We start from the raw sequence: 25,807 nt of genomic DNA, 5'->3' as shown, positions 1-25,807 counted from the left end.
CCCGGACTTGATCTGGGGTAACCCAGCATCCCAAGCTAAGCCCTCGCTGTGCAGTTCAGCATCCACTGCACGCCAAATTTATCGGTGAATTTTCCGTAATAGTCACCCCAGGGCTGCACCGCTAGCGGCGTCGTGACATTGCCTCCTTCCGACAAGCTATTGAAAAGAAGCTCCGTTTGCGCCCGATTTTCGAGCATGAAGATCATGGCTGAGCCCCTCATAGGCTCCGCATCGTCATTGTCCGAGGCAAATAAATTGACTCCCTGCCCCGTAAATTGGGCATGCATGATTTTTCCGCGCATCGCTTCCGTTCGCACCGGCATGCCGTTCTCGCCATGGCGGACCATGGAGACGACCTTGCCCATACCGCACTCGGTATAGAACCGCAGTGCTTCTTCGCAGTGCACCGTAAAAAATAGATAGTTTGAAAGTTGCATCGCCGCCTCCGTTTACAAATACACCGCAAACTCGTTATTTAGGAACGGCTGCATCTTGTTCGACGTCTCAAGCCATTCCCGGTACGGATCGCTGCGTTTGACGATACCGCTGCCCGCGTAAACGCGCACTTCATCGCCGGTCATTCTCGCTGTGCGAATAGCCAGCGCAAAATTGGCGTCATCACCTAAAGTGAAAAAGCCAAAGCCACCGGTAAAGAAACCGCGCTCGATCTGTTCGTGACTGCGTATGCGCGCTCCACTCAGTAGCACTGGTTTCCCCCAGATCGTCGCCGGTGGATAAATCGCGGCCAGCAAATGAAACACGTTGATGTCAGGTCTAAGCTGACCAGTTATGGTGCTTTTGAGATGCTGCACATAACCAAGATCGAGGACGCCTCGCGATTCAAGCTGCTCGATTGACTCGGGAATGCATACGCTACTCAAATTATCGTAGAACATGCGTGCCGCGGTCTCGTGCTCCTCGATTTCCTTACCATCGCTAAGCAGCTCGTTACGATAGCGCTCGCTCTTGTCCTTGAAGTTAGAGCCTTTTCGCGTACCCGCCAACGGTTCCACCACAACTTTTTCGCGCTGCTTCTTTACCAGCATTTCGGGCGAAACCCCGACCCATGCATCGCCACCGGACCATCGAAAGACGTATTCGTAATGAGCAGTTTTCTTCCCTGAGGCAGCCATCTGCAACAGCTCGACAGGCGAAAGCTCGGATTGGTGGAACAGCCTCACCTCGCGGCAGATCACCACCTTGTCTAACGCTTCCTGCGAGAGCTCGCCTATAAGATCTACCAGGTTATCGATGTACTCCCTGCACTCGGGTATGTCCCTGCGACGACTCACCCTAAGCTGGCTACTGGGCGATATGTCGCGCGGGAGGTCGACGATAGCTCCACCGGGATACGGACATTCCTTGCTGTCGAAAAAACTGAATTGACACTCTTCGGCACTCACCCGGCACGTTATGCGCGGTATGGTGAAGATCAGCGGCTCCTCCAGGTTTTCCGGGTGAGTGCCGCATCGCCATCCGCCAAGCAGAACGGTTGAAGGCGGCAATCGATGATGCCCTGAGAGAAAGGAACGCAGTTCGTCGATAAAGCTCGCCGCATGGCGAAACACTTCCTCGTGCAAATCGCCGCCGTCGAGCCGATAGGTAGATTCACGCTCGACGACATCCCGATGCATGAGCCGCATGCGAAGCGTGCTGCCCTCCTTGTGCGTCTCGACCTGGAACTCACTGCCCACCCCGATGATCGAGAGCGTTTCTTCTGGCGATACATAACTGAATAAGCCAAGGAATTCGTTTGACAGGCCCGGGTACAGAATCTCAAACCGTTGCGCGATGGCTGCGCCGACGACACCTGTCGCCAGGTCCGGATGTGGATTGTTGAAAGTTTGGTGCTGCAGCGTAGTCACTGAATGCCCCTGTACGCACGCGCCAGATCGCTACAGACATGAAGTACCTGGAGGAAATCGAGCCGCGAAGCACGCGATGCAACACCTTTTTCATGTTGTATTTGCGTGGCATGTTCAATTTCCAGCCGCAGGCCAGCCAACACACTGCCCTCGTCGGCGTGCAGCAGCCCAGTATGTTCGACCTCCGCGATGACATCGTCTATCAGCGGGCAGGTCTCGTCATGTCGGTCCACCGAATTTGCCCACCATGGATCGCACATCCATACCGCCGGCGCCGCCGCTTCTCGCAGCACCTGTATTAGATGTCTCAACCCGCTCAATTGCCTCCCAAGGCTTGTCACCAGCACGATCTTGCCCGGTTCCCGGGTAGGATTGAGTTGCATGTAGATGTCGAGAAGCTGTGCTGCCGAAAGTTGCGGACCAACACGTATCCCTATCGGGTTGAGCACGCCCCGCAGAAATTCCAGATAGCTGCTACCCGAAAAGAGATTGATGCTCTCGAGCCACAGCAAATGCGCGCTGGAGGCGTAAAATCCATCAGCGATGCTGCCACGACGGACCAGCGCCTCCTCGAAGTGCAGGTTCGCACCTTCGTGTGAGATGTACGGCTTGAATCTACCGTGGCGAATCGCCCTCAATGCGTGCAGCGAAGCCTCGTAGGCCATCAGCATGCGGTTGGCGTTCGGGCTGCGTCCGCGCGGATCTGGCGAAACTTCATTCACCATGTCCCCGTAGTAACTCGTCATCGTGATGCCGTCGATGACTTCAGTCGGGTGCACGCAAGATCGCGCATAATTGCCGGCAAGCACACCGATTGGCAGCACCGGCATGTCGAGCATGATGGTCAGATACTTGTGCACCGATTCAAGGTTCTTCACCTGTTCGCGCACGAGACCGGAACCGACATCCTCGAAACACTCCTCGGCATTGCCAAGCTGAAGGACAAACACCTGACCCTCTGCCGCCGCTCGCAGCTCGACCTTAAGCGCGTGCACTTCCGCCGCGTCCACTAGGCCCGGCAGGCGCGACAAGCTCGTCACGACCGTGGCGAGGTTCTCCTCCTGCGGGTATGAGGGCATATGCTTCGGTTCCTTGTCACGCCACCCGTTCGGAAGCCATCGGCCGTGTTCCTGCGACTCATGACTATTCATATCCTTTCGCCCGTATGGAGAAGAGTAAAGAGTGGATCGCGTGTTAGGTCGGATCGATCAGAAGGTGGCGCCGCCGTCGACAACGAGGTCATGCAAGGTGATGTGATTCGCCTCGTCGGAAAGCAGAAACGCGACAGCCTTGGCGATATCCTCAGGTTCTGCAATCTTTCGCAAAGGGATACCTGTTCGATACAAATTCTGGTCGCCGTCAATCAGCTTGCGGTGCCGCTCATCCGGATGCCCAGCCATCGCTGCCAGCATGGCCGTATTGGTCGAGCCAGGAGAAACAACGTTGCAGCGGATACCGTGCTTGCCAAGTTCAAGACCCATGCATTTAGTAAGCATCGCGACGGCAGCTTTCGATGCGCAGTACGCCGACATGTTTATACGCGGTGTCGCAGCTGCATTGGACGCAATGGTGACGACTACGCCGCCGCCTCGCAAAATCATCCGGCGGGTGACGCTATGCGATACGAAAAACGTACCATGCACATTGATGTTGAATGTATCGGCCCATTCCTTTTCCGTTACGGCCTCGAAGGAACGCGTAAACAGCACGCCGGCGCCATTGACTAGGCCATCAATCGGGCGCTTGCTTTCGATATGGTCCACAGCTGCATCGACGCTATCCCTTTGTGAGATATCAACTGCAACAGCCTCCATGACGGGGCCGGCCTTATTCATCTCGATGGATAGCTGTGTCAGTCGCTCTCGATGGATATCCAATGCGTAAACAAACGCTCCCTCATCAATCAGCTGGCGGGTCACAGCTTCGCCAATACCCTGCGCAGCGCCGGTCACGGCGATCGTTTTCCCTGCGAATCGTTGTCGCATTGACCACCCCTATTTTTATCCCGCACCTTTGGGCGACGCTTCGCCGCAACTGATTCGTTTAGCTTTCACAAAACTTCCCAGCGAAGCCAATGTTCATTACTTGGGATGACGGCAAAAATAACCAATGTCCGTTTTTAAATACGAACATTAAATGTGCCAAATAATCGTCGCCATCAAAAAAATGATATTTCAGGATGTTACATAACGATCGCTATGCAGTCAACTCGAACACCACATCAGCCGACGACAAAACACGTCCCGAGCAATGCGCAACGTGCCGCAACGCCATCTCATGATGATTCAACGAAAAATCGCCTAGTGCGTCCGAAACGAAGAATGGTTTGATATCCGCCATAAATGCATCCGTCGCGGTAACCAGGCAACCGATGTGCGCATATACGCCGCAAATGATGAGCTGGGTGCGCTGGTGTTTCCGTAACCGATCCAGTAAATCGCTCCGAGCAAAAGCGCTGTAGCGATGCTTTACCAGCACCTGATCTTTCCCTTCAACAGGCGCTAGCCCGCGCACAATCGCCTGCGCCTCGCCTTCGCTCGGCATCCCAGCACCCCAGAAATCCAACAGCAGTCCCCTGCTTTCCATGGCTTGTCCGCCGGGCTGCGCGGTATAGAAAGTGGGAATTCCAAGCCGATGGCATGCCTGCCTAATGACATCGATGTTCATCACGATCCGGTTGACGAAATCGGTCGACTCGTAGGGCTTTAGAAAATAATTCTGCATATCATGGACTAGCAACGCTGCATTGTTTGCGTCCACTTTCCATGGAAGTGGCGTACGAGCAAGCGCAACATCGGTAGGTAGCTCGTAATGCTTGATCTTGGGAATAGCCATCCGTGCCCTCGTTTTCTTGAATTTCGCTCTTTCAATCAGATTGAATTATTTTTGACCTATAAACGAACTTGTCCGCATATTTTGATATAAGGCATATCCATCATTAACCAGTCACCTTGGCGAAAACCATGGCATCAACCATCGCTCTGCAGAAATCCGAACTTATCGACAAAGCACATGCGTCGATGGAGCAAGTGTTTGTCGATCAAACATGGACCCTGCGTCAAAAATTGGCCTTGACCTGTCGCATTCTGTTCGATGCCGGCCACAGCTCGTCACTGTCCGGACAAGTCAGTGCCCGCGCCGTGCCTAACGGCACGTTCTATACCCAGCAGTTCGGCCTGGGACTTGATGAGATACGTGAATCGAATCTTGTTCACGTCAACGAAGACCTCGAAGTGATCGACGGCAGGGGCATGGCAAATCCAGCTAACCGGTTTCATGCCTGGATCTATCGGCACCGAGCGGATACACACTGCATCGTCCACACGCATTCCCCACACGTCTCGGCGCTATCGATGTTGGAGACTCCTCTGGTGGTGTCGCACATGGATTTCTGCCCGCTTTACGACGATTGCGCATTCCTGTCGTCCTGGCCTGGTGTGCCGGTCGGAAACGAAGAAGGTGAAATCATCACGCTCGCACTCGACAACAAACACGCGGTACTGCTTGCCCATCATGGTTACCTGGTTGCGGGAAGAACCATCGAAGAAGCATGCATTCTTGCCCTTCTGATCGAGCGCGCCGCTAAAGCCCAGCTACTCGCCATGGCCGCAGGAGAAATCAAACACCTTGCGCCGGAGCTCGCATTGGAAGCCAGGACCTGGATGACCACTGAGAAACGCTATGCGGCAACCTTTGCCTATTACGTCCGCGCTGCCCTGCGCCATCACGCCGACTGTTTGACCTAGATCACGCAAATTAAGCCCCCTGCCCGTGGGCGGCGCTCCGCCCACGGGGCCTGAAGCATTGCAAAACACACGCACAACTTCAGCTACTTTCGTTGATCACTCATCAATACATCGATCGATGCTTGCATAACCCTCCTAGCTAAAGTTATCGGAGCATTCCGCTTCGGTGGATAAGAACAACCCACAAAATAGGAATATCCATCCGGCTCATCACGAGCGGCTGCGCTCAACGTTGGGGAGGAACATCAACCTCGGTCGTAGCGATAGTCGTAAGACCGTGATTGTTAGAAGCGATATAGGTAATCGTGTAGTACTGCTCAGTACCGCTCTTATTCGAGAAATCAAGATCAAAGCTGTAATCCGCTTCGCCGATATGCGCGTTCCGCACCGACTTGTTGATGTCGACATTCTTGTCCGAAGAAACAATGGACATCAATTCGGCATGCGACGACGGATCGCTGTAGTCCTTGAGATGGTGCTCGATGAAAACGTGCCTGAAGTCGTGCATAGCGCTAAGTGAACTGCTCCCCGCCACGTGGGAAAACACATTGAAGATCGGACGCGGCGTAAAGGTCAGTCCCCTAGCCTCCGACAATCCATCCGGATTTCCGTCCGCGATGATGCCCAGGAATTTACCGGTGACACGGTCGTACTCCATGACCTGGTTAGTACCGGTGCTGACTACATACAAATTGCTGTTGGGGCCACCGAAGCGAATCGCGTGCGGATCGACAATGCCGCCGTATCCAGGCGGAACGAATATATCCATGAAGGCCAGGGTCTTGCCATTGAAACGCAGTACTGCGTTGGTCCCCGCGCTCCCTACATATAGATTACCGTCGGGACCGAACTCCAATCCAATCGGTTGAACCAGATCGCTGGGATTCGGAGGTGCGATCGCACCGAGAAATTTCTTGGTCTGCAGGTCATAGTGCAGGACGCTGTTGGTGCCGCCGCTGGCCATATACATGGATGTCTGATCGAACGTTTGCATGAAGGGCTGGGTTAGGCCACCGTCCGCTTGATCGTGAGTGGCGAAGACATCGATGAACTTGCCATCGCTGTCGTAGCGCAATATCTGATTTAAGGTCGAGTCGCCAACGTACACCTTGTTATCTGGTCCGAAATTCGGGGCCGAAGGTGAGATCAGCCCACCGTTGCCCTTGTCGATGTACACACCTTTATACGCACCGCTATACCCATCAAAACGCAGCACCTGCCCCGATCCGGATGCAGAGAGGAACAGGTCGCCGCGAAAGCCGATCTGCGATGCGACCGGTCCGGATACAGCGGCAATCACGCCGAGAAACTTGCCGGTATCCTCATTGAACGACATGACTTGGTTGCTACCAAAGCTGCTAATGAAATAGGTCGCATAAGGGTCATTGGAGTCATTGCAATAGCCTGCTTGAGGAACTATGCAAGCTCCCAGCAAAGCCGTGGCTATCAACAGCGAAAAGGCTTTCCGCCCGGGGCTGGCCACAAATCCTTCAACATGTGAAGCAACTCGGGAAAACATAAACATCACCTCCTGTGTGGGAAAAAGTTTGTCTGTTTTTCGCAAGAGCGGCTGCGACGCATCAGCTCGCTGGGCCAGCCCCTTTCAGCTTTCGGCCGTACTTGTCTACGTTAGGCAACAGTTGCCCATGCGTGACTTGATGTCTCGCATAACGCTCATTTCAATGTGCCCCCACTTGCGTTATCTTTCTAGAAGATAACGATAGTTATTTGACTATAGATAACGATTTACATCTAGTCAATAGAAAATGTGCATTAAAAATCGGATTGGCGCGCAAGATTAAAAAATCGACGTTTAGATCGTGACAATTGATGATTCGAGAGCTTTTGGCCATATCACTGTAATGTGGATATGCCTTCACGCCATCGAATAAAACAACATCTGGTAGATCAGATGGATGTTGTGATGCGCATCACATGGCTTGTATACGAAATATTTACACCTGTCGCATATTTTGCGGCATTCAAAAACAGATTACGGAACATTTCAATAAGGTGGACGTGACTGTATCCATCGTTTTTCAAGCACAAAAAGTATCAAATTGCAGTCCATTAGAGGAAGCCACAGGAGGATCCATGCGAACTACTTATAATCATCAAACTCTCTTCACTCGCAATATGTCTGGACTGAAGACGCGCCGACTGCCCGCACAAACGCTATTGCTCGTCGCGATGTTATGCGTGACATTACTCTTTGATGCGAGATTTTCGCATGCTTCGGAAGTAGCCGCGGTCCAGCCGATCACTCGCTCAATACTTGAACGACGGCCGATACTCGGCACTAATCTGGAACGGGAAGTCATCCTCGTCGCCTTTCAACCGGGGGTGATCGCGCCGCCGCATCACCATACCGATGCAGGCTTCAACTACGTCATCGAAGGCACGGCTGAATCGGGTTACGGCAACGAAACACCCAAGCTCTATCATGCCGGCGAAACGTTCCTGGATCAGGCCGATGTGCCGCACACTGTTTTCATGAACCCCGACAAAAACAAAGTGCTACGGTTTCTGATCGTGGCCAGCGTCCAGGCTGATAAGCCTTACACCATAGTGCCCTAGCCGAAGATTTCGGGCTAACTGATTTCGCAAACCAAAAGCCCGTGACTGGCGTTGCCACGGGCTCAGCAAAAGATGATGCTTGTGTTGCCGCTAGTCGGAGCTCAGGCACTTATTGCCAGAGCATCGCCCCCTCACTGCTGTGGAGGAACACCGACTTCCGTCGTGTTGGGCTAAGGAACCGTGTAATCGCTGAGACGAATCCGTATTTTATTAGCATCGAATATTTGTATTAGCTACTATCCATTCCGCCAAAGTGCTTTACAACGGTTAGCTGGACTTTAAAGCTGATAAATAATTAGACGAAGCCCTACAAAAATTCACACCTCAGCTAGGGATTGAGCATTGGAACAACTTGCTAACTAGCGAAAGGCCTCATACATGGGGCCTTTCGCTAGATGCTTGCAACTTATTAGGCGGCCGGAGCGCCACTCGTCAGCTGTGCATTGGTCAACGCGTGACCAGCAATGCCCCACGCCCCATCCACGGCATGTACGACATTCACCCAGATACGATCCTTAGGTTGTTTACCCTTGGACGCCTCATGGACGATATCGGTGGCTTCTTCGATATAGCCCTGCTGGATTTCACGGGTCGCAAAGGCAAACCCCGGAACTTTCCATTCGATAAACACTACCGGGCCTTCCATCGACCCAGAGAACGTATGGTCCTTGGGCACCACGTGGATCGAACCGACGATATTGCGCTTCAGATCCAAATTTTCAGACTGTCCATGCCACTTGAGCATGCAATCGGAGAGACGGGAAAACGTTGCCTTTTCGGTTCCTTTCGGCAGAACGCCTTCGGTGAGGGTCAGTGTGAGCGGCATGGGAGTCTCCCGATAGTAGTTAGGGACACACACAATGCGTGACCCTCACGAGCGCATACATAACGATCGTGATTTCATCATAAATAACGATCGTTATTTAGTCAACTAACGGCTGGGACGTGATTCAGGTGCAGGCCGACACAACTCTACAGTCTCGGCCTTGCTATCAAACGTCTCCTGCTCTGTCGTGTTGAAACGACGAAGCCTGCTGGCGATGATCTGATCTCGAACATGGTGCGTCTCACATCAAGGAGAAACGCCCCGAGAGTAACTGTGTGATTTTACTTAGGGTAGGCCTTTTGGAGGCAATAGGGAGGGTCTTGGCTACTGACACGGTTAAGGGAGCTCGGCAGCATGCTCCGACCTAGGGGCAAAGAAGCCACGCATAAAACGCATGTACTCTGCTTCGGATGTTTCACGCCGCGCCGCGATGAAGGGTTTGATGTCATCGGTCAGTACATAGCGCAACTGATCGGATTCATCCGTGGCGGCATTAAAAATGCCTGCGGCAACCTTCTCCACCGCGTCCTCGTCGGCACCGTTCCTGAAGCCGCTGTAGATCCTGCCCATGTCTACGAGGAAGGCATCGTAGTCATCCGGTGTAGTCGAGTGCTGGGCTTCAGAGCCGCTGCGTGACGGGAATCCGGTGCTTGGCGCCGCACCGGGTTCGACGATCTTTACCATCACGTTGACCGCGGCCAGTTCGTAGGAGAGCGCCTCGGAAAAACCTTCCAATGCGAACTTCGACGCGTTGTAGAGCGAGGCCATCGGCAAGCCGAACACCCCGACGCCTGAGCTGACATTGAGGATTACACCCGAACGTTTGGCACGGTAATGCGGCAGGATCGCGCGGACAACATCCATCGCGCCGAACACGTTCACCTCGAACTGCTCCAGCACCTTGGCGCGGGGGATACCTTCGAACACGGCATTCATACCAAAGCCTGCGTTGTTCACCACCACGTCGATGCGGCCGAAACGCGCGATGCCTTCTTCGATCGCGGCTGAAATGCTGGATTGATCCTGCACGTCCAGGCGCGTTACCAGCACTCTTTCGAGTCTGGCTAGGTCGGCGCCGGCCTTAGGCCGGCGCATGGTGGCGATCACATTCCAGCCGCGGTCGGCAAAGACACGGGCTGTCGCCTCGCCAAAGCCAGAGGAACAACCAGTGATCAGTACGGTGCGGGTCATGCTCATGCTCCTGAAAATAAGATTCAAACTTCAGGCTACGCGCCGCGCGTTGATATTAGAACCCGTACAATGTGATACAAGATGATGAGAATTACCGTACAGTGAACACCTTCGGCCTGCACGAGTTCACGGCAGTGAACGCTGTCGCCATCCATCGCAGCTTCCGCAGCGCTGCCGCGAGCCTAGAAGTATCCCCATCTTCGCTGAGCCACATTGTTGCCAGCGTCGAGCGGCGACTCGGCATTCGGCTATTTCAACGAAATACTCGTAACGTTTCCCTTACCGAAGCAGGCGAAGCTTTTCTTTCGCGCATGCGGCCGGCGTTGCGCGAGATGACTGATGCCATCGATAGCGTGAATCAGTTTCGCGATAAACCCACTGGGCAGCTACGACTCAACTCGTCGGCATGGGCGGCTGGCCGGGTGTTGCCGATCATTCTCGACTTCATGCACGAGTATCCTGATGTGAAAGTGGATGTGGTGGCTGACGGACGATTGATCGACATCGTCGCCGAGGGCTTCGATGCCGGCCTACGACTGGCCGAAGCGGTACCGCAGGACATGATCGCGTTACCGTTGGGTGGCGATGAGGCGCTGATCATCGTTGCCGCACCGGCTTATCTGAAGAAACACGGTAAACCGAAGGCGCCCGCTGACTTGCTGGCGCACGACTGTATCTGCGCGCGTTTACCTAGCGGAAGCATGATGCGATGGGAAGTACAGAAGGCTGGTGAACAAAGCTGGGTGAATGTCAGTGGTCGACTCATTCTAGGCACCGCCGAACTCACACTCAAAGCAGCCGTGGCGGGCGCAGGTATCGCATACGTTTTGGCGCGCGATGCCGAGCCACTGGTCAAGGCAGGCAAACTCGTGCAACTACTCGCAGACTGGACACCTCCGTTTGCCGGCATCTGCCTGTACTACCCGCGGCAACATCTCCCGACTGCCACGTTTCGCGCGTTCGTCGATTTCCTCAAATCACATCCAGCAAGGGAACATATCGGCAAACAACAGGATCGGCGTCGCCGTGCAATCAGTGGCTGAATTGACGCGCTTGTCCGCCCCCGTCCTGAAATACGTGCGGCGCGGACTGGGCTTTTGGCGGTTCGATTTGAGTGATTACGAGCGCCGCATGAGCGCCACCACCGAAAAGGCACAAGCGACGCTTACCGACTTGCAAAATAGCGTGAATGCGTCGATTAAATGAAGGTCGACGATCAGCCAGACAGAGACAAGAACCAGCGCATCACGACAGACTGATGACCATCGCTAGACTGTCGCGACCGAGCTACGAGATTGACTGGCAAGGAATGTGACACATCAGTGTTTCACTCCATTGAGGATCGAAGATCCACCCCGCCCTAGCCCCGATAACACTGGCTAATCGTCTTGCCCTAGCGAACTTGCGCCCTTGGAATCGGACGTCGCGCACATGTCCAGCGTTAGGGGGCAAAGTGTCCGTGTTATCGGGATAGAACCCCTCTCCAATAAGTAGCTGGCTGTGATCAAGCACTGGCCGTCTTGCGCATTAAACTTGCTCAAGCCACTATGCGGCCTGACACGGGGAAGCCCTATGAATTATCTTGAGCTGCATCACTTCTTGCCGCATCTCAACGAGATCTTTGCGGCCACCCGTAATAGTGAATCACTGTCCTTCGTGTTGGTGGAAGCAAAGCCGCTAGGCACGTCATCAACCTCCCGTCAGCCCTTTAGTCTCCTGTTCTTTTGTGAGGGAACGGAAGTTATGCCACAAAGCATTTACCAGCTAAGGCATTCCAGCATTGGCGAGTTCGGAGTCTTCCTCGTGCCTATCGACCGGAATGCGAAGGGAGTGGTCTATCAGGCGGTCTTCAACTAATCCGCTGACCAGCGCATGGCTAGGTGCGAAGAATTTTCGCCCTCGTCGTCGACCACCACGAAACCCAATCGTTCGTAGAGGCTACGTGCACCGGCATTGCGCCGATCCACATGCAAGCTCATGGCTAGCCCAAGCGAGGCGGCAGTGGATTGAGCGTGCGTGATCAACGCACTGGCAATTCCCCGGCCCCGGGCCGCTTCGACCAGCGCGATGTCGATGATGAGGAATCCGGGCGGTTCGCGCAGCAGGTATAGCCGTCCGATCGGTTCGCCCTGACGCTCGATCAGCAGAAAATCCGCGTTAGCGAAAAAGCCGACGTAATGGCGATGCTGCAAGTCGAACTGGTCGTCCAGAAACTTCTGCTTGAACTCGGACGGCCATGGCACGGGCGCCAGTTCGGCGGCGCGCGTCTGCGCGTAGAGCATGCGCAGGAATGGAATATCAGCATCCACAATGGGGCGCAAGGTGATAGCGCGCACACCAAGTTCCGCCGACGCGCGCAGCCTATCGCCACGCGCGTCTGGGAATGAAGGTAGCGCCACGCCGTTCAACCGAAGCTTGGGAATACGCCCTGCAAAGCGATGCAGTAGTTCAACGCGAGATAAGGCTGGCGATTTTCATGTGGCTGTCCGCCGCCGGTCACACCGATCGTTATCGGCGCAAAGCTGGTATTGGGCGTTACGCCGCTTACGAACGGGTTTACATTTTCCGGCGGTATCGGTGCGTAATTCGCAGCGGGCGACGCACTTCGCTTGGTCGTATCGGGTTGATTGAATACATTCAAGCTATGGATATGCGAAGGGATGGTGGTCTGGGTGAGCGTCACCCCATTTTCCCCGAAAGTCTCGCCGGCAGTGCGCGGACTCAAGCCCGGCCCCGTGCCCTGGCTGCATGGCGCTCGCGCGATGAGATTGGGCAGATTGAAGGTGGTTGTTCCGTTGCCGCCGTAGTAGGTTCCTATCAGCGAGAACAGCGCACTGAACTGCCTGATCTGCAAGGTCGCACCGTTGCACAACGCCCATCCCACAGGCGCGAAGTTGAATGCAAACAACTGGATTTCGCCCAAATAAGGTTCGGTCACATCGTTCTCCTCAAGATTTTAGCATCGCGGCGGTTCGATCCATGTGTTCGATTCAACCCTGCGACGGGTAAATGCCGGCCCAGGCAATACAGAACGATGCGGTCAACGTCGGCATCGTATTGTCGTGCGGCAGGTTGCCACCGGTTGCGCTGATTGCCGTGGGAGACATGCCGTATGCATGAGCGCCAGTGAGGTCTTTGGCATACATGAGATCGCCGCTGACCGTACCCAACTCAACGCTGCTCGACAGCGCGTTCGTCGTACCCAGCGAGGTCGTCGCCATAAAGGTATGACTGTGTGACGGTAGATTAGGCGATAGCAGCGTCACGTTCTCAGTACCGCTGGATTCGCCGAGAGCGCGTGGTGTCAGACCAGCCCCCCTTCCCATATCTATCGGAAGCCGCCCGCGCAGATCGGGAACGGCGAACGTATTAATGCCGTCACCACCAAAAGTGGTTCCCAGCAAGGTGTAAAGCGCCTCGTATTCCGCAATGGGCTTGAGGCTGCCATCGCAGGCAAACCAGCCGCTTGGAATACGTGGGAAAGCGAACAGCCGGATTTCTCCGAGATAAGGCGTGCTCATGGTTTGGCTCCAGTGCGAACTTGGATGCGGAAACGTGTCAATTACGCGACGGGAAAATGCCGTTCAACGCGATATTGAAATTAAGTACGCAATAAGGCTGCATGTTCGCGTGTGGCGTATTGCCACCCGTGAGCCCGATCGTCTGGCCGTTCAGCGGTACCTGCGGTCCCGAGGACGGCGCATAGATCGATTCCGATCCGCTACCGGCGTACAACGCGTTCGTTGGATTCTTGACCGCGCCGGCATTGGTCGAGCCGAGCGCTGTATGTGTATGCGGCGGAAGATTTGGCGACAGCAGCGTGACCGTTTCGACGCCGCCAAGCTCGCCCTGCACATACGGCGTAGGCTGCCAGGCGGGATCGACGGAACTCCCCGCGCCTACCGGCGTTCGCCCCTGCAGATTGGGCAATGCGAAGGTGGTTCGGCCATCGCCGCCATATTGCGTTCCCAGCAATGAGAACAGTGCCTGATTTTGACTAATGGGCAATAGTTGCCCGTTGCAGGCCGCAAAGCCGCGAGGCACTAAACCGAACCCCGCGAGCATAATTTGCCCGAGATAGACCTGAGCCATTGATATTCCCCCCTGTAGGATGCGCTTCCCCGGCGCGGCGCTAAATGTGCTCCAGGCTTGTCGCACTTACAAGGACATTTTTTCTTGCGTAAAAAGCAAGTTTCGTAAATATTTACAGGCACTGTTATTTGTGCCAATTCCCTGCTTCAATAGACTGGGGAATAACGAAAGCTGGAAGGCTTGTCGCGGGTCGAGGCAGGGAGCGCTCGACTACCAAGGTCTCCCGGACTCGTTACTGCAGTGACATTGCAATGATGTCAAACGCTGTAGAAAACAGGGAACCGGGGCCAATATGTTGAATCGTTTGTTTGAGCGCGCCATGGCGCGTGCAGGCAGGTTCTCCCAACTTCGCTCGAAGACGAGCGGACATCATCTATCCGGTTTGCTGACGCGTTTAGCGCTGCTCTTGCTGCTTGCCGGTGGCCCGCTGTGGCCGGGCTTGGCGCGCGCCGGGGAATGTCCGTCGCCACAGACCGTAACCGTAGCCTCCGGCAGCACTTCCTCGACGGACCTCGGCGGTTGCAGTGTATTTGGATTGGATGGCATTGCCGTAAGTCCGTCTCATGGAATAGTGACTTTCACAAAGTCGCCCATTAGCGGCAACAAAAGCGTAGTCAACTACACTAACGATGGTGGTGGTGCGCTTAGCGATACCTTCACCGTATACGACGACCAAAACGGTCAGATCGTCTTCAACGTTACCGTCTTGCCGGCCACCTCACCGCTGACGGTTTCGCCGGCATCGCTGCCTACGCCGGTGATCGGCCAGTCTTACAGTGAGACCCTGAGCGCCAGCGGCGGCGAGGCACCTTACACTTTTTCGGCCACTGGGTTGCCGCCCGGGCTGACCTTCAATACCAACACCATCTCCGGCACGCCTACCGGCACCGGCTCGTTCGTGATCGCGGTAGTCGTGACCGATTCGACCACGCCGACCGCTTTCACTGGCAACAAGAACTACTCGTTCACCATCGCCGAACCGGTGTTGACAGCAGCACCGCCGCCTGCGGCAACGGTGAATATTCCCTATAGCTATCAACTGCAGATCAGTGGCGGCACCCCACCTTATTCGAATTACGCGCTGGTGTCAGGTCTGCCCGCCGGCCTCAGCCTCTCCAGCAGCGGCCTGATCACCGGCACGCCCACTGCGGTCGGTACGACCAGCTTTAAATTCACGGTACAAGACAGCACCACCGGCCTCTCTACTTTCTCCGGCACGGTGACCGCATCGCTGACCGTCAACGCGGTGCCGCCGATCACGCTGAGCCCGTCCACGCTGGGCACGCTGACCGTTGGCGTGCCCGTGAACCAGACGATCACACCCAGCGGCGGCTCAGGCGTATCGCCCTATACCTTCAGCATCAGCGCGGGTACCTTGCCGGCCGGCCTGAGCCTGCCCACCACGACCGGCGTGCTGTCCGGCACGCCGACGGCCGGCGGCAGCTACAGTTTCACGATCGGCGTGCACGATGGCGGCGGCGGCACCGGCTCGCTCGCCTACAGCGGCACAGTGCAACCGGCGACTGTCGTGCTGACGCCGACCACGCTCGCAGCCGGCACGCAAGGAGCAGCCTATAGCGCAACCATCACCGCGAGTGGCGGCACCCTACCTTACACTTACGCGGTGTCCGCCGGCTCGCTTCCCACCGGCGTGACCGTAAATAACAGCACCGGCGCGCTCAGCGGCACGCCGACTGTCTATGGCAATTTCAACTTCACCGTCACCGCCACGGACAGCAGCGGCGGCACGCATTATTCGGGCAATCGCAGCTACACACTGACGATCAATCCGGGCGTGCCGACCATCACTCCGGCCAGCTTGCCCAATCCGGTCGCCGGCGTGGCCTACAGCCAGACGCTGGCAGCCAGCGGCGGCAACCCGCCCTATACGTTTGCGATCAGCAGTGGCAACCCGCCGCCGGGGATTTCGTTGCTCGGCAACACGCTCTCGGGTACGCCCACCGCCACCGGTGTCGCGACTTTCACGGTCCAGGTCACCGACGCCGCCGGCACGACCGCGACGCGTACCTATTCGCCGAACGTCGCCGCGCCGACGATCACCATCACGCCGGCGACCGTGCCCACGGCGACCCTGCATGTGACGTATTCGCAGCCGCTCGCCGCACAAGGCGGCACAGCACCGTATACCTTCAGCGTGGCCAGCGGCGCTCTGCCGCCCGGCCTGCAGCTGGGCACCGATGGAACCCTGAGCGGATCGCCGAGCGCTGGCGGCACCTTCAATTTCACGGTCGCCGCCACCGACTCCACCCGCAACGGTACCTACCAAGGCACCCGCAGTTACGCGATGACGGTAAGTGCGCCGACCATCACGTTGACACCCGCCAACGTAGCCGCGGCTACGATCGGTACGGCCTACAGTCAGAGCGTCGGTGCAACCGGCGGCACGGCGCCCTATACGTTTGCAGTCACCAGCGGCAATCTGCCGGCTGGATTGCAGCTTAATAGCAGCGGCGCACTGTCCGGTACGCCTACGGCGGGCGGTACGGCCAACTTCACCGTGACCGCGACGGATGCCAACACAAATATCGGCAGCGCCACGTATTCACTGGTGGTGAATACGCCGACGCTGAACTTCACGCCGGCGGCCGGCACGCTCAATGCGCCATATGGCAACGCTTACTCGCAGAGTTTCGCCGGCAGCGGCGGCACCGCACCGTACACGTTCGTGCTGAGCGGCACGCTGCCGAACGGTCTGAGCTGGAATCCAGCCACGGCGACGTTGTCGGGCACGCCGACCCAGCCGGGCAGTTTCCCCGTCTCGATCACGATGACCGATAGCAGCACCGGTAGCGGTCCGTTCTCCAAGACCAACAACTACACGGTGACAGTCGCCGCACCCACCATCGTGCTCGCTCCCGCGACGCTTCCGTCCGGTGGTGTCGGTACGGCCTACACATCGACCCAGCTCACGGCCAGTGGCGGCATTGCGCCGTACACCTACTCGATCATCAGCGGCACATTACCCGCTGGCCTGAACCTGAGCGGCAGCGGCACGCTCAGCGGTACGCCGACGGCAGCCGGAAGCTTCAACGTAACCGCGCGCGCCACCGATGCGAATGGCAGTTCCGGCCAGCAAAGCTATACGGTGACCATCGCCGTGCCGACCGTGACGTTGAACCCGGCGACATTGCCAGTGGCGACCGCCGAGGTGGCTTATTCGCAAAGCCTCAGCGCCACTGGCGGCACCGCGCCGTACACGTATTCCATCAGCAGCGGCGCGCTGCCGGCCGGCCTGAGCCTGGATCCCGCAACGGGTGCGTTCGCCGGCACACCAACCGTGGCCGGTACCTTCGTCGTCAGCGTCACCGCCCACGACAGTAGTACCGGCACCGGTGCGCCGTTCTCGGCAAGCCGCAACTACACGCTTACGGTGAATGCGCCGAGCCTCACGCTGACGCCTACGACCTTGCCGCAAGGCAAAGTGGCGGTTGCTTACACACAGGCCACCTTGTCGGCTTCCGGCGGATCAGCCCCATACTCCTATGCAGTCACCTCGGGTTCGATGCCTGCCGGGTTAATACTCAGTCCAGCTGGCGTGGTGTCCGGTACGCCGACGACCGCCGGTTCGTTCAACGTCACCGTAACGGCCACCGACAAATTCAACTTTGCGGGCGCTCAGGCTTACACCATTGTGATCGGACAGCAGGTGCCGATTGTTTCTAACGGCGCCGCCAGCACCAACGCCAACACCGCCGTGACGATCCCGGTGACGAGCGCAGGTGGGCCGATTACCAGCGCCGCCGTGACACAGCAACCGGCGCACGGCACGGCGACGGTCAACGGGCTGAGCATCGTCTACACACCGGCATCGAACTACTTCGGCGCCGATGCGTTCAAGTACACCGCGACGGGCTCAGGTGGCACGTCCGCGCCGGCGACGGAAAGCATCACGGTCGTTGCCGGTGCCGTGCCGGTGGCTACTGCGCAGTCCGCCACGGTGCTCGCTGGCAAGTCGGTCACGTTGCACGCCACCACAGGGGCCGCGAATGGACCCTTCACTGCCGCAGCGATCACCACACAACCGCCCTCCGGCACGGTGGTCGTCCAAGGCACCGATCTGGTCTACATCGCAGCGGCCGATGCATCTGGCACGGTCGGTTTCGACTACACGCTGTCTAACCCTTTCGGTGCCTCCAAGCCGGCGCATGTCACCGTGACGATCAATGCGGTGCCGGTCGCACCCACGCTCGGGGCCACGACGACCGCCGGCTCGACGGTGCAGATTGATCTCACCGCCAGCGCGCACGGCGGTCCGTTTACGGCGGCGACGCTGGTATCGATTTCGCCGGCTAACGCCGGTTCGGCAACGATCAAAGCCAGTGGCACGGGCTACATGCTCTCGTACACGGCCGCACCGACGTTCGGTGGTGCCGCGGTGCTGCGTTATACGCTCGCCAACGCGTATGCCACTTCTGCGCCGGGTACGGTGACCGTCAACGTGACCTTGCGCAGTGATCCATCGAAGAACGCTGAAGTGCTCGGCGTGCTCGATGCCCAGGCGGATGCCACACGTCGCATGGCGATCGGGCAGATCAGCAACTTCCAGCGTCGTCTGGAAGCACTGCACAGCGGCAGTGGTGGCGGTGGCTTCAGCAACGGCATCACCGCGAGCTCGGCGGACAGCATGCGCCGCCCCGACGCGATGAGCGATCTGAACAACGATACCCAGAACGGAACGACCCGTTTCCTGGTCTCGCCGGACGCGCCGACGTCGACCAGTCCGCTGATGGGACCGAGCGGCGGCGGCACCACGCTGGGTGGTTTCTCGATCTGGACCGGCGGTGCCGTGAACTTCGGTAAGACCCAGCCGGGCACCAGCGACAACGGCGTCGACTTCACGACGCAGGGTTTGAGCGTGGGTGCGGATAAACAGGTGACCGAACGACTGGCGGTCGGCGTAGGCGCCGGCTATGGCCACGACGATTCGGACGTCGGTCAGCACGACAGCCGAAGTACCGTCAACAGCTACAACGGGGCGATCTACGCCAGCTTCCGTCCGACGGAGGCGCTATACACCGATGCATTGCTCGGCTATCAGTGGCTGTCGTTCGATGCGCGTCGCTATGTCACCGATGACAGCAACACCGTGTTCGGCAATCGCGATGGCAAGCAATGGTTCGGATCGTTTTCGGTCGGTTACGAACACCATACCGACGACGGCCTGCTGTTCACGCCTTATGGGCGGCTGGACCTGGCCCACGCGAATCTCGACGCCTACACCGAGCACGGCGACGCGACCTATTCGCTCGCGTATCAGCGGCAGACGGTCAAGACCAGCACAGGTACTCTTGGTGTGCTGGCGCAGTGGTCGGTCAAGAGCGACTACGGTGTATGGGCTCCACAGCTGCGCGCGGAGTTCGGTCATGACATGCAAGGATCGAGTGAAGCCACGATGCGCTATGCCGATCTGCTGAGCGGACCGCTATATCAGGCGACCTTGCTCAATCAGTCACGCAACCACACGTTGCTTGGTGCCGGCATAGGCCTGCAGACCGTTCAAGGCTGGACGTTCCGTGCCGAGTATGAGAACTACCTGGACAACACGAGCAAGGACAACCAGTCGATCCTGCTAGGAGTGGAGAAGAAGTTCGATCCGTAGGGAACGGACGCGAGTCAAGCTACTACTGCAAACGCGGCGTGACTCGCCCCGCTGCTACGATCTTCCAAGGGTACACGACAGGAACGTGTCTCTTGCTCCCATGTCGCGCCCACAATGAGCTGCTGCAGGTTTGGCGACAGGTAGAAAAACGTACCGGGGCCAGTTTTGTTCTTGGCCCATGTGGTGGACAAAACAATCTTCACCTGCGCCTACGAAGACGGACGTCTGGACATTCCAGAGCACATGCTCTTCGAGTTCGAGCCATTACTTGAAACCTACTAGTGTCCGCTCTGAGTGGAAGCGGACATTTGAGGGGGCTACTCTCTACCGTAGGCCGGTTCAAGATTTAGGAGGCGGTCAGTTTGATCCTCATACCCTCTGCTCCACCATCTTTCAATTCCCTTCGTTTATCCACGAATTCCTGCAAATTTCCAAGCGTCTCTCTGCGCTCGGCACGGAGAGACTTGGTGCTCTATTTGTGGATTGAGTTTCTACGAAGGTTGTCGAACAAAGTACTGAGTACTAAGGACTGCAGCCCACGAGCAGCGGTGCACACTCCGCCCGGGTACCACCATCTTTAATACAACTTTGATATAACAAGACACACACGCTGGGTGGAGGCAGTATTTGAGCTCGAGCTTGAGCTCCGCCGCTATATCCACTCATGCCCAATGCAGCGAGACCGACGATCACTGATAACACGGCAGACGATGAAACGATTTTCATAACGTTCTTCCCGTAAGTTAATGAGTACATCGCATAGCTCGCCGTTGCAGCGAGCTCCCCAAACTATACGCCTTCGATCCGAACGGCGCGCTCCTTGGCAACACCGGCATCTGACTCGCGATTGCATTCTTTACCCAGTGAACCCGAGAGCGTTTTCGCGCGACGTGGTAGACGCCCTGCTCTTCGCTTACGCCGGGTTGCGAATTGCGCGGGTTGAGCTGCTGCGATTCCACCTGGCGGATGATTTCGCGCACGGCGCGCGCGTCGTTGAAGATGGCATGCCCCAGTAGCGACAGCGTGTGGTCGGCCAGCTCGGCTTCATGGCTGGCGTTCACTACATCGCCATGAGCGGTAATCATGGCGATCAGCTGGTTGAGCATATCGACCTGATCGAGGGTCATGCCGAAGGTGTAGCACGCACTCGCGTCGTTGGGCATCACCTCTGCGGCGTCACGCGTCGCAGCGACGTCGGCCGCAGGCGCTGACTCGCTTTCGCGCCAGTAGGCCGGAAACGAAAGGTCGTTCAGCACGAGACCCACTTGCTCCGCCAGCAATTCGAGGCAGATCGCCACCTGCCCCACATGGATCGCGGGGATCCATTCCTGCTGCACGTCCGGCGTGCGCGGTTGCGCGATATGCGAGAGGAACTTGGCGTACTCGCGCAGCTTCTGCAGCCGGAGCTGGCTGTCCTCCGGCAGAAAATAGCCCACCGTTTCCCGATCATCCGAATCGAACGTTGACATGGCCGCCTCCTCATTCCGTAGAAGTGCCCATCCACAGCGTTACGCCGGACGGGAAGTCGGGAGGTTAGAAACCGCTAAGAGTCGGCGGGCGTATTCCCCTTGCGGGTGTTGTATTAGCCGCCCTCCCGACGCAGGCATCTCGTCGGTTGCGCCTACAACACACGCAGGCACAAAAAACCCACCGGTTTGTCGGAGGTGGGTACCGCTCTTAGAGGAGTTTCTACGCTCCTTGACATCGAGTCTGCTATCGCTGGTCGACGGTGTCAACTACTGCGCGGGTGTCGTGCGGCTTCTCACTAAAGAAGGCGATGAGTTCTTCTGCGACTGCTTTCGGCTGCTCTTCTGGCAAGAAATGGCCACAGTTGGCAATGATTAATCCACGCACATCATCCGCATAAGCCCGTAATGGGGATGCCATGTCCGCAATCGATCCTTGGTCCGAACCAACAGCGAGAAGCGGAGCTTTTAATTTTCCTTTGCCGGACAATGCCTTATTCTGTATTGCGGACTGGGCAGCCGATCGATAGTAAGCAAGCCCCGCCCTCAGACCGCCATCCTTTTTAAAGATGCGTAGATATTCTTCGATGTCGCCGTCTGAGAACGTCGCTGGATTGGCTGTCTTTCGGCGCAAAAACCAATCTAAGTATTCGCGTTCATGGCCAGCTATCAAAAGCTCTGGAAGATCAGGAATTGCGTGGAATGCGAAATGCCAGGTACGCCATGCACGGTCCGGCGCGATCGGTAATGCATCGGGAAGGGTGACACCTGGAATACCTGCATCAAACAAAGCCAGTCGTTCAACCTCGTCACTAAAAAGCATCGCGTAGGGATAAGCTACCCACGCGCCCACGTCGTGAGCGGCCATGAAGTAGCGCTTGATGTTCAACTGCTCAAGCAGACCATGCACTTTTATGGCTAACGTCTGGGTATCGTATCCGTCTAGTGGACGATCGGAATCTCCTTGTCCGGGCAAATCGATAGCGATAACTTTGAAGTTCGGAGCGAGCTGCGGGATTACTTTGCGCCAGGCGAACCAGCTTTCGGGGAAGCCGGCAAGGAGCACCACGATGTCGCCATCGCTTTGCCCACCCTCCACGTAGTGAAGCCTCGTTCCGCCAACTGTCTCGTAACGATGTTCGAAGCCGGCTAGCGACGTTTCGGGTAGGGACACCGGCAACGTGTCGACGACTCTAGCGGGGGACGAAGCGGACGACGGTAGTTTCTGCTCAATCATGAATGGTGCTCCTTTCAATGATGGATGGCATAGGTGCTGTTCTGCCTATGGTTGCTGCCTTGCCAAGGCTGAATTTTAGGCGCCGGATAAGTGCGGCGTTGCCAACCATTAGCGGCGCGACCTCGAATGTCTGCCGAGGAACGCGGATGTACTTTTTGACACTCGCGTGGCCGAACTCCCCTCTCCGAATACATGTACTTTGTGGATCTGGAGTTACCAGCTTTTCTTGGCTTTGGCAGGGCTGGTTGTATCTAGCAGTGGTCATCGATCTCTTTTCCCGCAAAATCGTCGGCTGGGCAGCCAAGCCGACGATCCACCGGGAACTGGTTCTGGAAGCTCTTATGAAAGCCGTTCGAAGCCGACGGCCGCATACACTCGGATCAAGGAACTCAGTACGGGAGCGACGCTTGGCGGCGCTTCTGCAAGAGTCACCATCTCGAACCAAGCATGAGCAGGCGAGGAAACTGCTGGGACAACGCAGTGGCAGAGTCTTTCTTCAGCAGCCTGAAAAAGGAACGTATTAAGAAGCGCATCTATGCTGACCGAGAGACTGCTGTTCTGGACGTAACCGAATACATCGAAGGCTTCTACAACCCGACACGCCGCCATAGCTATCTCGGTGGCGTTAGTCCGAATTGAGTTCGAAGCGGCACACCGAAGCGGCCGATCACGCGTCCACTAAATCCTGGTAACTCCAGGAATAAGTTTCGATCTCGCTTATTTCGTCATCCTTAGGTCACTTCGAAATGACCAGTTTTGATTTTGGGCTGACGCAAGGGAATATCGCGTGACGAGCCATTCAAAATGCTAAACCGTGCTTTCAAAAACTCGACGTCTCTTTCGCGGCGTGTTATCCATCAACAGTTTGTACTGCAGTACGGCACCCGTTTCCGTTGATCTCGATGACCTTCAATGTGCAGCACGCACTGAAACATTCAGGAGGCTGTTGGCTTGATTAGACCCTTGTCCCGGCAGTAGCGGGCCACCGAGTCCTCGATGGTCGGCAGTTCGCCGAAGAGGTCCTTCTGCTTTTGGCTCTCGTGGCTTACATAGCCTCCCCTTCGGATCCACGCCAGCACGGCGACCTGGTCCTGGAGGCGCGGGACGAACCAGGCCACCAGCGGCAATATGCCGACAAAGAGGGGTGGAAAGACGGGTTTGGCGACCACCTGTCGGCCCAAGACCCGGGTGAAGGCCGCAGCTACCATTGGTCCGGTGGCGGGAACATTACAGCGTATATCCACGCTCTGGTTCAGGGCCGAGGCTGGCAGGTCGAGGGCGGCCTCGGCCGCGTATCGAGCGAGATCCGGAGAGTAGATCATGTCGAGGGCGACGCCAGGGACAATGTCAGGGAAGACTCCTTTGCGAACCTTTAGGGCCACGACGTCCTGGGCTCGGTCAAGGAAGGCCCCGGCGCGCAGGGCGAGGTACGGCTGGCGTTTCTCGGCCAGGTATTTCTCGGTCACGAACTTTTGAGAGAAATGAGGCACATCGGGAGCCTTGTCGCATTCGAGAATCGAGATCAGGATTACGCGAGGCACGCCCGCATTCTTGGCCGCGTCCACCAGATTCCGATACCCCTCGGTGTCCGTCCGTGAGTTGTCTCCCTTAGTGCGGGCCGAATGGGTGGTGAAGCCCGCGGCGCTGGTAACCACAGCCTCGGCCCGGGGTTCGGCTGTCAGAGCCCGCTGTAGCGAAGTGGCGTCCATAAGGTCGGCCACCACAAATTCCGTCACCCCGAGGGATTCGAGTTTGGTGCGGTTGCTGGTGGCCCGAACCATGGCCCTGACCCGGGCACCTTTTTCAAGCAAGGCCCGAACGATCTCCGACCCCAGGGTTCCCGAAGCTCCCACCACCGTGACTATTCTTGTTTCCATAAGACCCATCCCTAATCAGAACCCAACTCTCATCCGAGTCACTTCCCAGGGCCTCAGAGCGCGCTAAGCCAGTCATCAGGTGGGCGGCCGGAATAGGCTCTTTAACGATCGCAAATCCAAAGAATCCTGTAGCGCCGGTCACAAAGACATGCATATCGCAGGTCTTCTTCGCATCATATTAGGAGGACCTGACGATACAATCTATGAGATGCAGTCCTCAAATATATCGAGATCGTCCAGCGTCGGGGCTGACCCTCTCTCTGACGTGCTCTCGCTCCTCAAGCCGCGCAGCTACATGTCCGGCGGAATCGACGCGGGAGGAGATTGGTCCTTCCAGCTCGAGCGAAGCAATTGCTTCTTGTGCTTTGCGCTGGTCTCAGGCCACTGCTGGCTTTCAATCGAAGGTGTCGATGAGGCTGTGCGGCTGGAAGCGGGAGATTTTGTGGCGTTACCGCACGGGCCGGCATTCCGCCTCGGAAGCGATCTCGCGGTCACCCCAGTCGACGTCCGATCTGTCGTTACTGAGCCACTGAATGGGGGCATTGTTTCGTGGCAAGGCGGTGGGGCATGCCTGGGTCTCACAGCTTTCTTTACGTTTGCCACAGAACACGCGAGCACCCTGCTGGGTTTGCTTCCGTCTCTTTTACATATCCGGAGTCATGCGGACCGTGCCGTCATGCAGTGGTATTTGGAACGCATGATTGCAGTGTTGCAGAACCCGCAGCCGGGAGGTGTGCTCCTCGGCGAGTACCTCGCGCAGATGATGCTGATCGAGTTGCTCCGGCTGCATGTGACACAGAAAGAAACGGAAAGAGTCGGCTGGCTCTTTGCGCTCGCTGATCAGCAGTTGTTTATAGCCATGACGGCAATGCACGAGCGCCCTGGCTATCGCTGGACCTTGCACGAACTCGCCGGGCGGGCCGGCATGTCGCGGTCAGCCTTCGCGCTGCGCTTTAAGGAGAAGGTGGGAGTCTCAGTCATGGGGTACCTGACTCGGTGGCGGATGCTCCTCGCAGGCGATCGGCTCATGAACTCGCACGATACTGTCTCAGTCATCGCGCTTTCTCTCGGTTACGAATCCGACAGCGCGTTCAGCTTTGCCTTCAAGCGGGAGATGGGCTGTTCTCCGCGTCAGTATTGCCATACCCGAGCCTCTGCTTTGGCCGGTTCTGTTTCCTCATAATCCTAGCGGGAGACTGCAGGACCTGATCAAGATCGCTTACAAACTCTCTCGACTCAGCGCTACTCAACTCAGGGTCTTTGACGAGCTTCAAGCGTGGTCCCAATCCGTAGGAAAGATCGAAGCCAAA

General features: G+C 57.0%; 22 protein-coding genes and 1 pseudogene. 8 read left to right on the top strand and 15 right to left on the bottom strand.

Annotated features, from left to right (window positions below; all coding sequences use genetic code 11):
* Positions 1–35: 35 nt before the first annotated feature.
* The 5 genes from HDE80_RS17065 to HDE80_RS17045 all read right to left on the bottom strand — a co-directional run bounded on the left by HDE80_RS17065 (position 36) and on the right by HDE80_RS17045 (position 4,700).
* The gene (locus tag HDE80_RS17065) at positions 36–437 is read right to left on the bottom strand and encodes a VOC family protein (protein WP_184672894.1); all 402 of its coding nucleotides are present in this window, start codon (positions 435–437) and stop codon (positions 36–38) included.
* Positions 438–449: 12 nt separating this feature from the next.
* Entirely contained in the window at positions 450–1,865 is a 1,416-nt protein-coding gene (locus HDE80_RS17060; RefSeq protein WP_184604391.1) for a chorismate-binding protein, read from the bottom strand.
* Positions 1,862–3,016: a 3-deoxy-7-phosphoheptulonate synthase gene (locus HDE80_RS17055; RefSeq protein WP_255483878.1), complete on the bottom strand. Its 1,155-nt coding sequence runs from the start codon at positions 3,014–3,016 to the stop codon at positions 1,862–1,864. The genes HDE80_RS17060 and HDE80_RS17055 overlap by 4 nt, the downstream gene beginning before the upstream one ends.
* Positions 3,017–3,073: 57 nt before the next feature.
* Positions 3,074–3,850, bottom strand: coding sequence for a 2,3-dihydro-2,3-dihydroxybenzoate dehydrogenase (locus tag HDE80_RS17050; RefSeq protein ID WP_184604387.1), 777 nt, complete (start codon positions 3,848–3,850; stop codon positions 3,074–3,076).
* Positions 3,851–4,061: 211 nt separating this feature from the next.
* A complete protein-coding gene (locus tag HDE80_RS17045; RefSeq protein WP_184672892.1) occupies positions 4,062–4,700 on the bottom strand; it encodes an isochorismatase family protein in 639 nt (212 codons plus the stop codon).
* A 128-nt stretch (positions 4,701–4,828) separates the two neighbouring features.
* Between HDE80_RS17045 and HDE80_RS17040 the strand changes: the two genes are divergently transcribed.
* A complete protein-coding gene (locus tag HDE80_RS17040) occupies positions 4,829–5,611 on the top strand; it encodes an aldolase (protein WP_184672891.1) in 783 nt (260 codons plus the stop codon).
* 226 nt (positions 5,612–5,837) lie between these two features.
* Here HDE80_RS17040 and HDE80_RS17035 read toward each other — a convergent pair whose 3' ends face one another.
* Positions 5,838–7,136, bottom strand: coding sequence for a hypothetical protein (locus HDE80_RS17035; RefSeq protein WP_221437674.1), 1,299 nt, complete (start codon positions 7,134–7,136; stop codon positions 5,838–5,840).
* Between the two features lie 569 nt (positions 7,137–7,705).
* On the opposite strand from HDE80_RS17035, the gene HDE80_RS17030 reads away from it, so the two are divergent.
* On the top strand, positions 7,706–8,188 hold the full coding sequence (locus HDE80_RS17030) for a cupin domain-containing protein (RefSeq protein WP_184604381.1): 483 nt from the start codon (positions 7,706–7,708) through the stop codon (positions 8,186–8,188).
* Between the two features lie 409 nt (positions 8,189–8,597).
* Here HDE80_RS17030 and HDE80_RS17025 read toward each other — a convergent pair whose 3' ends face one another.
* Together HDE80_RS17025 and HDE80_RS17020 are read right to left on the bottom strand one after the other, a co-directional pair.
* Positions 8,598–9,014: a 4-oxalocrotonate tautomerase gene (locus HDE80_RS17025; RefSeq protein WP_179476494.1), complete on the bottom strand. Its 417-nt coding sequence runs from the start codon at positions 9,012–9,014 to the stop codon at positions 8,598–8,600.
* Between the two features lie 336 nt (positions 9,015–9,350).
* Entirely contained in the window at positions 9,351–10,205 is an 855-nt protein-coding gene (locus tag HDE80_RS17020; protein WP_184672888.1) for an SDR family oxidoreductase, read from the bottom strand.
* 332 nt (positions 10,206–10,537) lie between these two features.
* On the opposite strand from HDE80_RS17020, the gene HDE80_RS17015 reads away from it, so the two are divergent.
* The 3 genes from HDE80_RS17015 (at position 10,538) to HDE80_RS17005 (ending at position 12,062) form a co-directional block, all read left to right on the top strand.
* Positions 10,538–11,248, top strand: coding sequence for a LysR substrate-binding domain-containing protein (locus HDE80_RS17015; protein WP_255483877.1), 711 nt, complete (start codon positions 10,538–10,540; stop codon positions 11,246–11,248).
* A gap of 10 nt (positions 11,249–11,258) precedes the next feature.
* A complete protein-coding gene (locus HDE80_RS17010) occupies positions 11,259–11,411 on the top strand; it encodes a hypothetical protein (RefSeq protein ID WP_184672886.1) in 153 nt (50 codons plus the stop codon).
* Between the two features lie 366 nt (positions 11,412–11,777).
* On the top strand, positions 11,778–12,062 hold the full coding sequence (locus tag HDE80_RS17005) for a hypothetical protein (RefSeq protein WP_184604375.1): 285 nt from the start codon (positions 11,778–11,780) through the stop codon (positions 12,060–12,062).
* Here the strand turns inward: HDE80_RS17005 and HDE80_RS17000 are convergent.
* The 4 genes from HDE80_RS17000 to HDE80_RS16985 all read right to left on the bottom strand — a co-directional run bounded on the left by HDE80_RS17000 (position 12,059) and on the right by HDE80_RS16985 (position 14,297).
* Positions 12,059–12,541 carry a GNAT family N-acetyltransferase gene (locus HDE80_RS17000; RefSeq protein WP_345776472.1) on the bottom strand — a complete coding sequence of 161 codons (483 nt, stop codon included), beginning with the start codon at positions 12,539–12,541 and terminating at the stop codon, positions 12,059–12,061. The genes HDE80_RS17005 and HDE80_RS17000 overlap by 4 nt on opposite strands.
* Positions 12,542–12,609: 68 nt before the next feature.
* Positions 12,610–13,143, bottom strand: coding sequence for a tail fiber protein (locus tag HDE80_RS16995; RefSeq protein WP_184604374.1), 534 nt, complete (start codon positions 13,141–13,143; stop codon positions 12,610–12,612).
* A 52-nt stretch (positions 13,144–13,195) separates the two neighbouring features.
* Positions 13,196–13,726 carry a tail fiber protein gene (locus HDE80_RS16990; protein ID WP_184604372.1) on the bottom strand — a complete coding sequence of 177 codons (531 nt, stop codon included), beginning with the start codon at positions 13,724–13,726 and terminating at the stop codon, positions 13,196–13,198.
* Positions 13,727–13,763: 37 nt separating this feature from the next.
* A complete protein-coding gene (locus tag HDE80_RS16985) occupies positions 13,764–14,297 on the bottom strand; it encodes a tail fiber protein (RefSeq protein WP_184604370.1) in 534 nt (177 codons plus the stop codon).
* 571 nt (positions 14,298–14,868) lie between these two features.
* Here HDE80_RS16985 and HDE80_RS16980 point away from each other — a divergent pair.
* Positions 14,869–19,917: a putative Ig domain-containing protein gene (locus HDE80_RS16980; RefSeq protein WP_184672884.1), complete on the top strand. Its 5,049-nt coding sequence runs from the start codon at positions 14,869–14,871 to the stop codon at positions 19,915–19,917.
* A gap of 743 nt (positions 19,918–20,660) precedes the next feature.
* Here the strand turns inward: HDE80_RS16980 and HDE80_RS16975 are convergent.
* Positions 20,661–21,386, bottom strand: a complete 726-nt coding sequence (locus HDE80_RS16975; protein ID WP_184672882.1) for a hypothetical protein — start codon at positions 21,384–21,386, stop codon at positions 20,661–20,663.
* A gap of 244 nt (positions 21,387–21,630) precedes the next feature.
* Complete coding sequence (locus HDE80_RS16970; RefSeq protein ID WP_184672880.1) at positions 21,631–22,620, bottom strand: alpha/beta hydrolase; 990 nt, start codon at positions 22,618–22,620, stop codon at positions 21,631–21,633.
* Positions 22,621–22,832: 212 nt separating this feature from the next.
* Here HDE80_RS16970 and HDE80_RS16965 point away from each other — a divergent pair.
* Positions 22,833–23,302, top strand: a pseudogene (locus HDE80_RS16965) (IS3 family transposase); the annotation flags it as partial.
* 253 nt (positions 23,303–23,555) lie between these two features.
* Here HDE80_RS16965 and HDE80_RS16960 read toward each other — a convergent pair.
* Positions 23,556–24,497, bottom strand: coding sequence for an NmrA family NAD(P)-binding protein (locus HDE80_RS16960; RefSeq protein WP_184672878.1), 942 nt, complete (start codon positions 24,495–24,497; stop codon positions 23,556–23,558).
* Positions 24,498–24,645: 148 nt separating this feature from the next.
* On the opposite strand from HDE80_RS16960, the gene HDE80_RS16955 reads away from it, so the two are divergent.
* Positions 24,646–25,680 (top strand): AraC family transcriptional regulator, encoded by a 1,035-nt coding sequence (locus HDE80_RS16955; protein ID WP_221437673.1) that lies wholly within the window; start codon positions 24,646–24,648, stop codon positions 25,678–25,680.
* Positions 25,681–25,807: the final 127 nt, after the last annotated feature.

The sequence above is a fragment of the Rhodanobacter sp. A1T4 genome (genome assembly GCF_014207185.1).
GTDB lineage: Bacteria > Pseudomonadota > Gammaproteobacteria > Xanthomonadales > Rhodanobacteraceae > Rhodanobacter.
The sequence above is the reverse complement of the archived record's forward strand: the minus strand, read 5'-3'. Positions and strand labels throughout refer to the sequence as shown.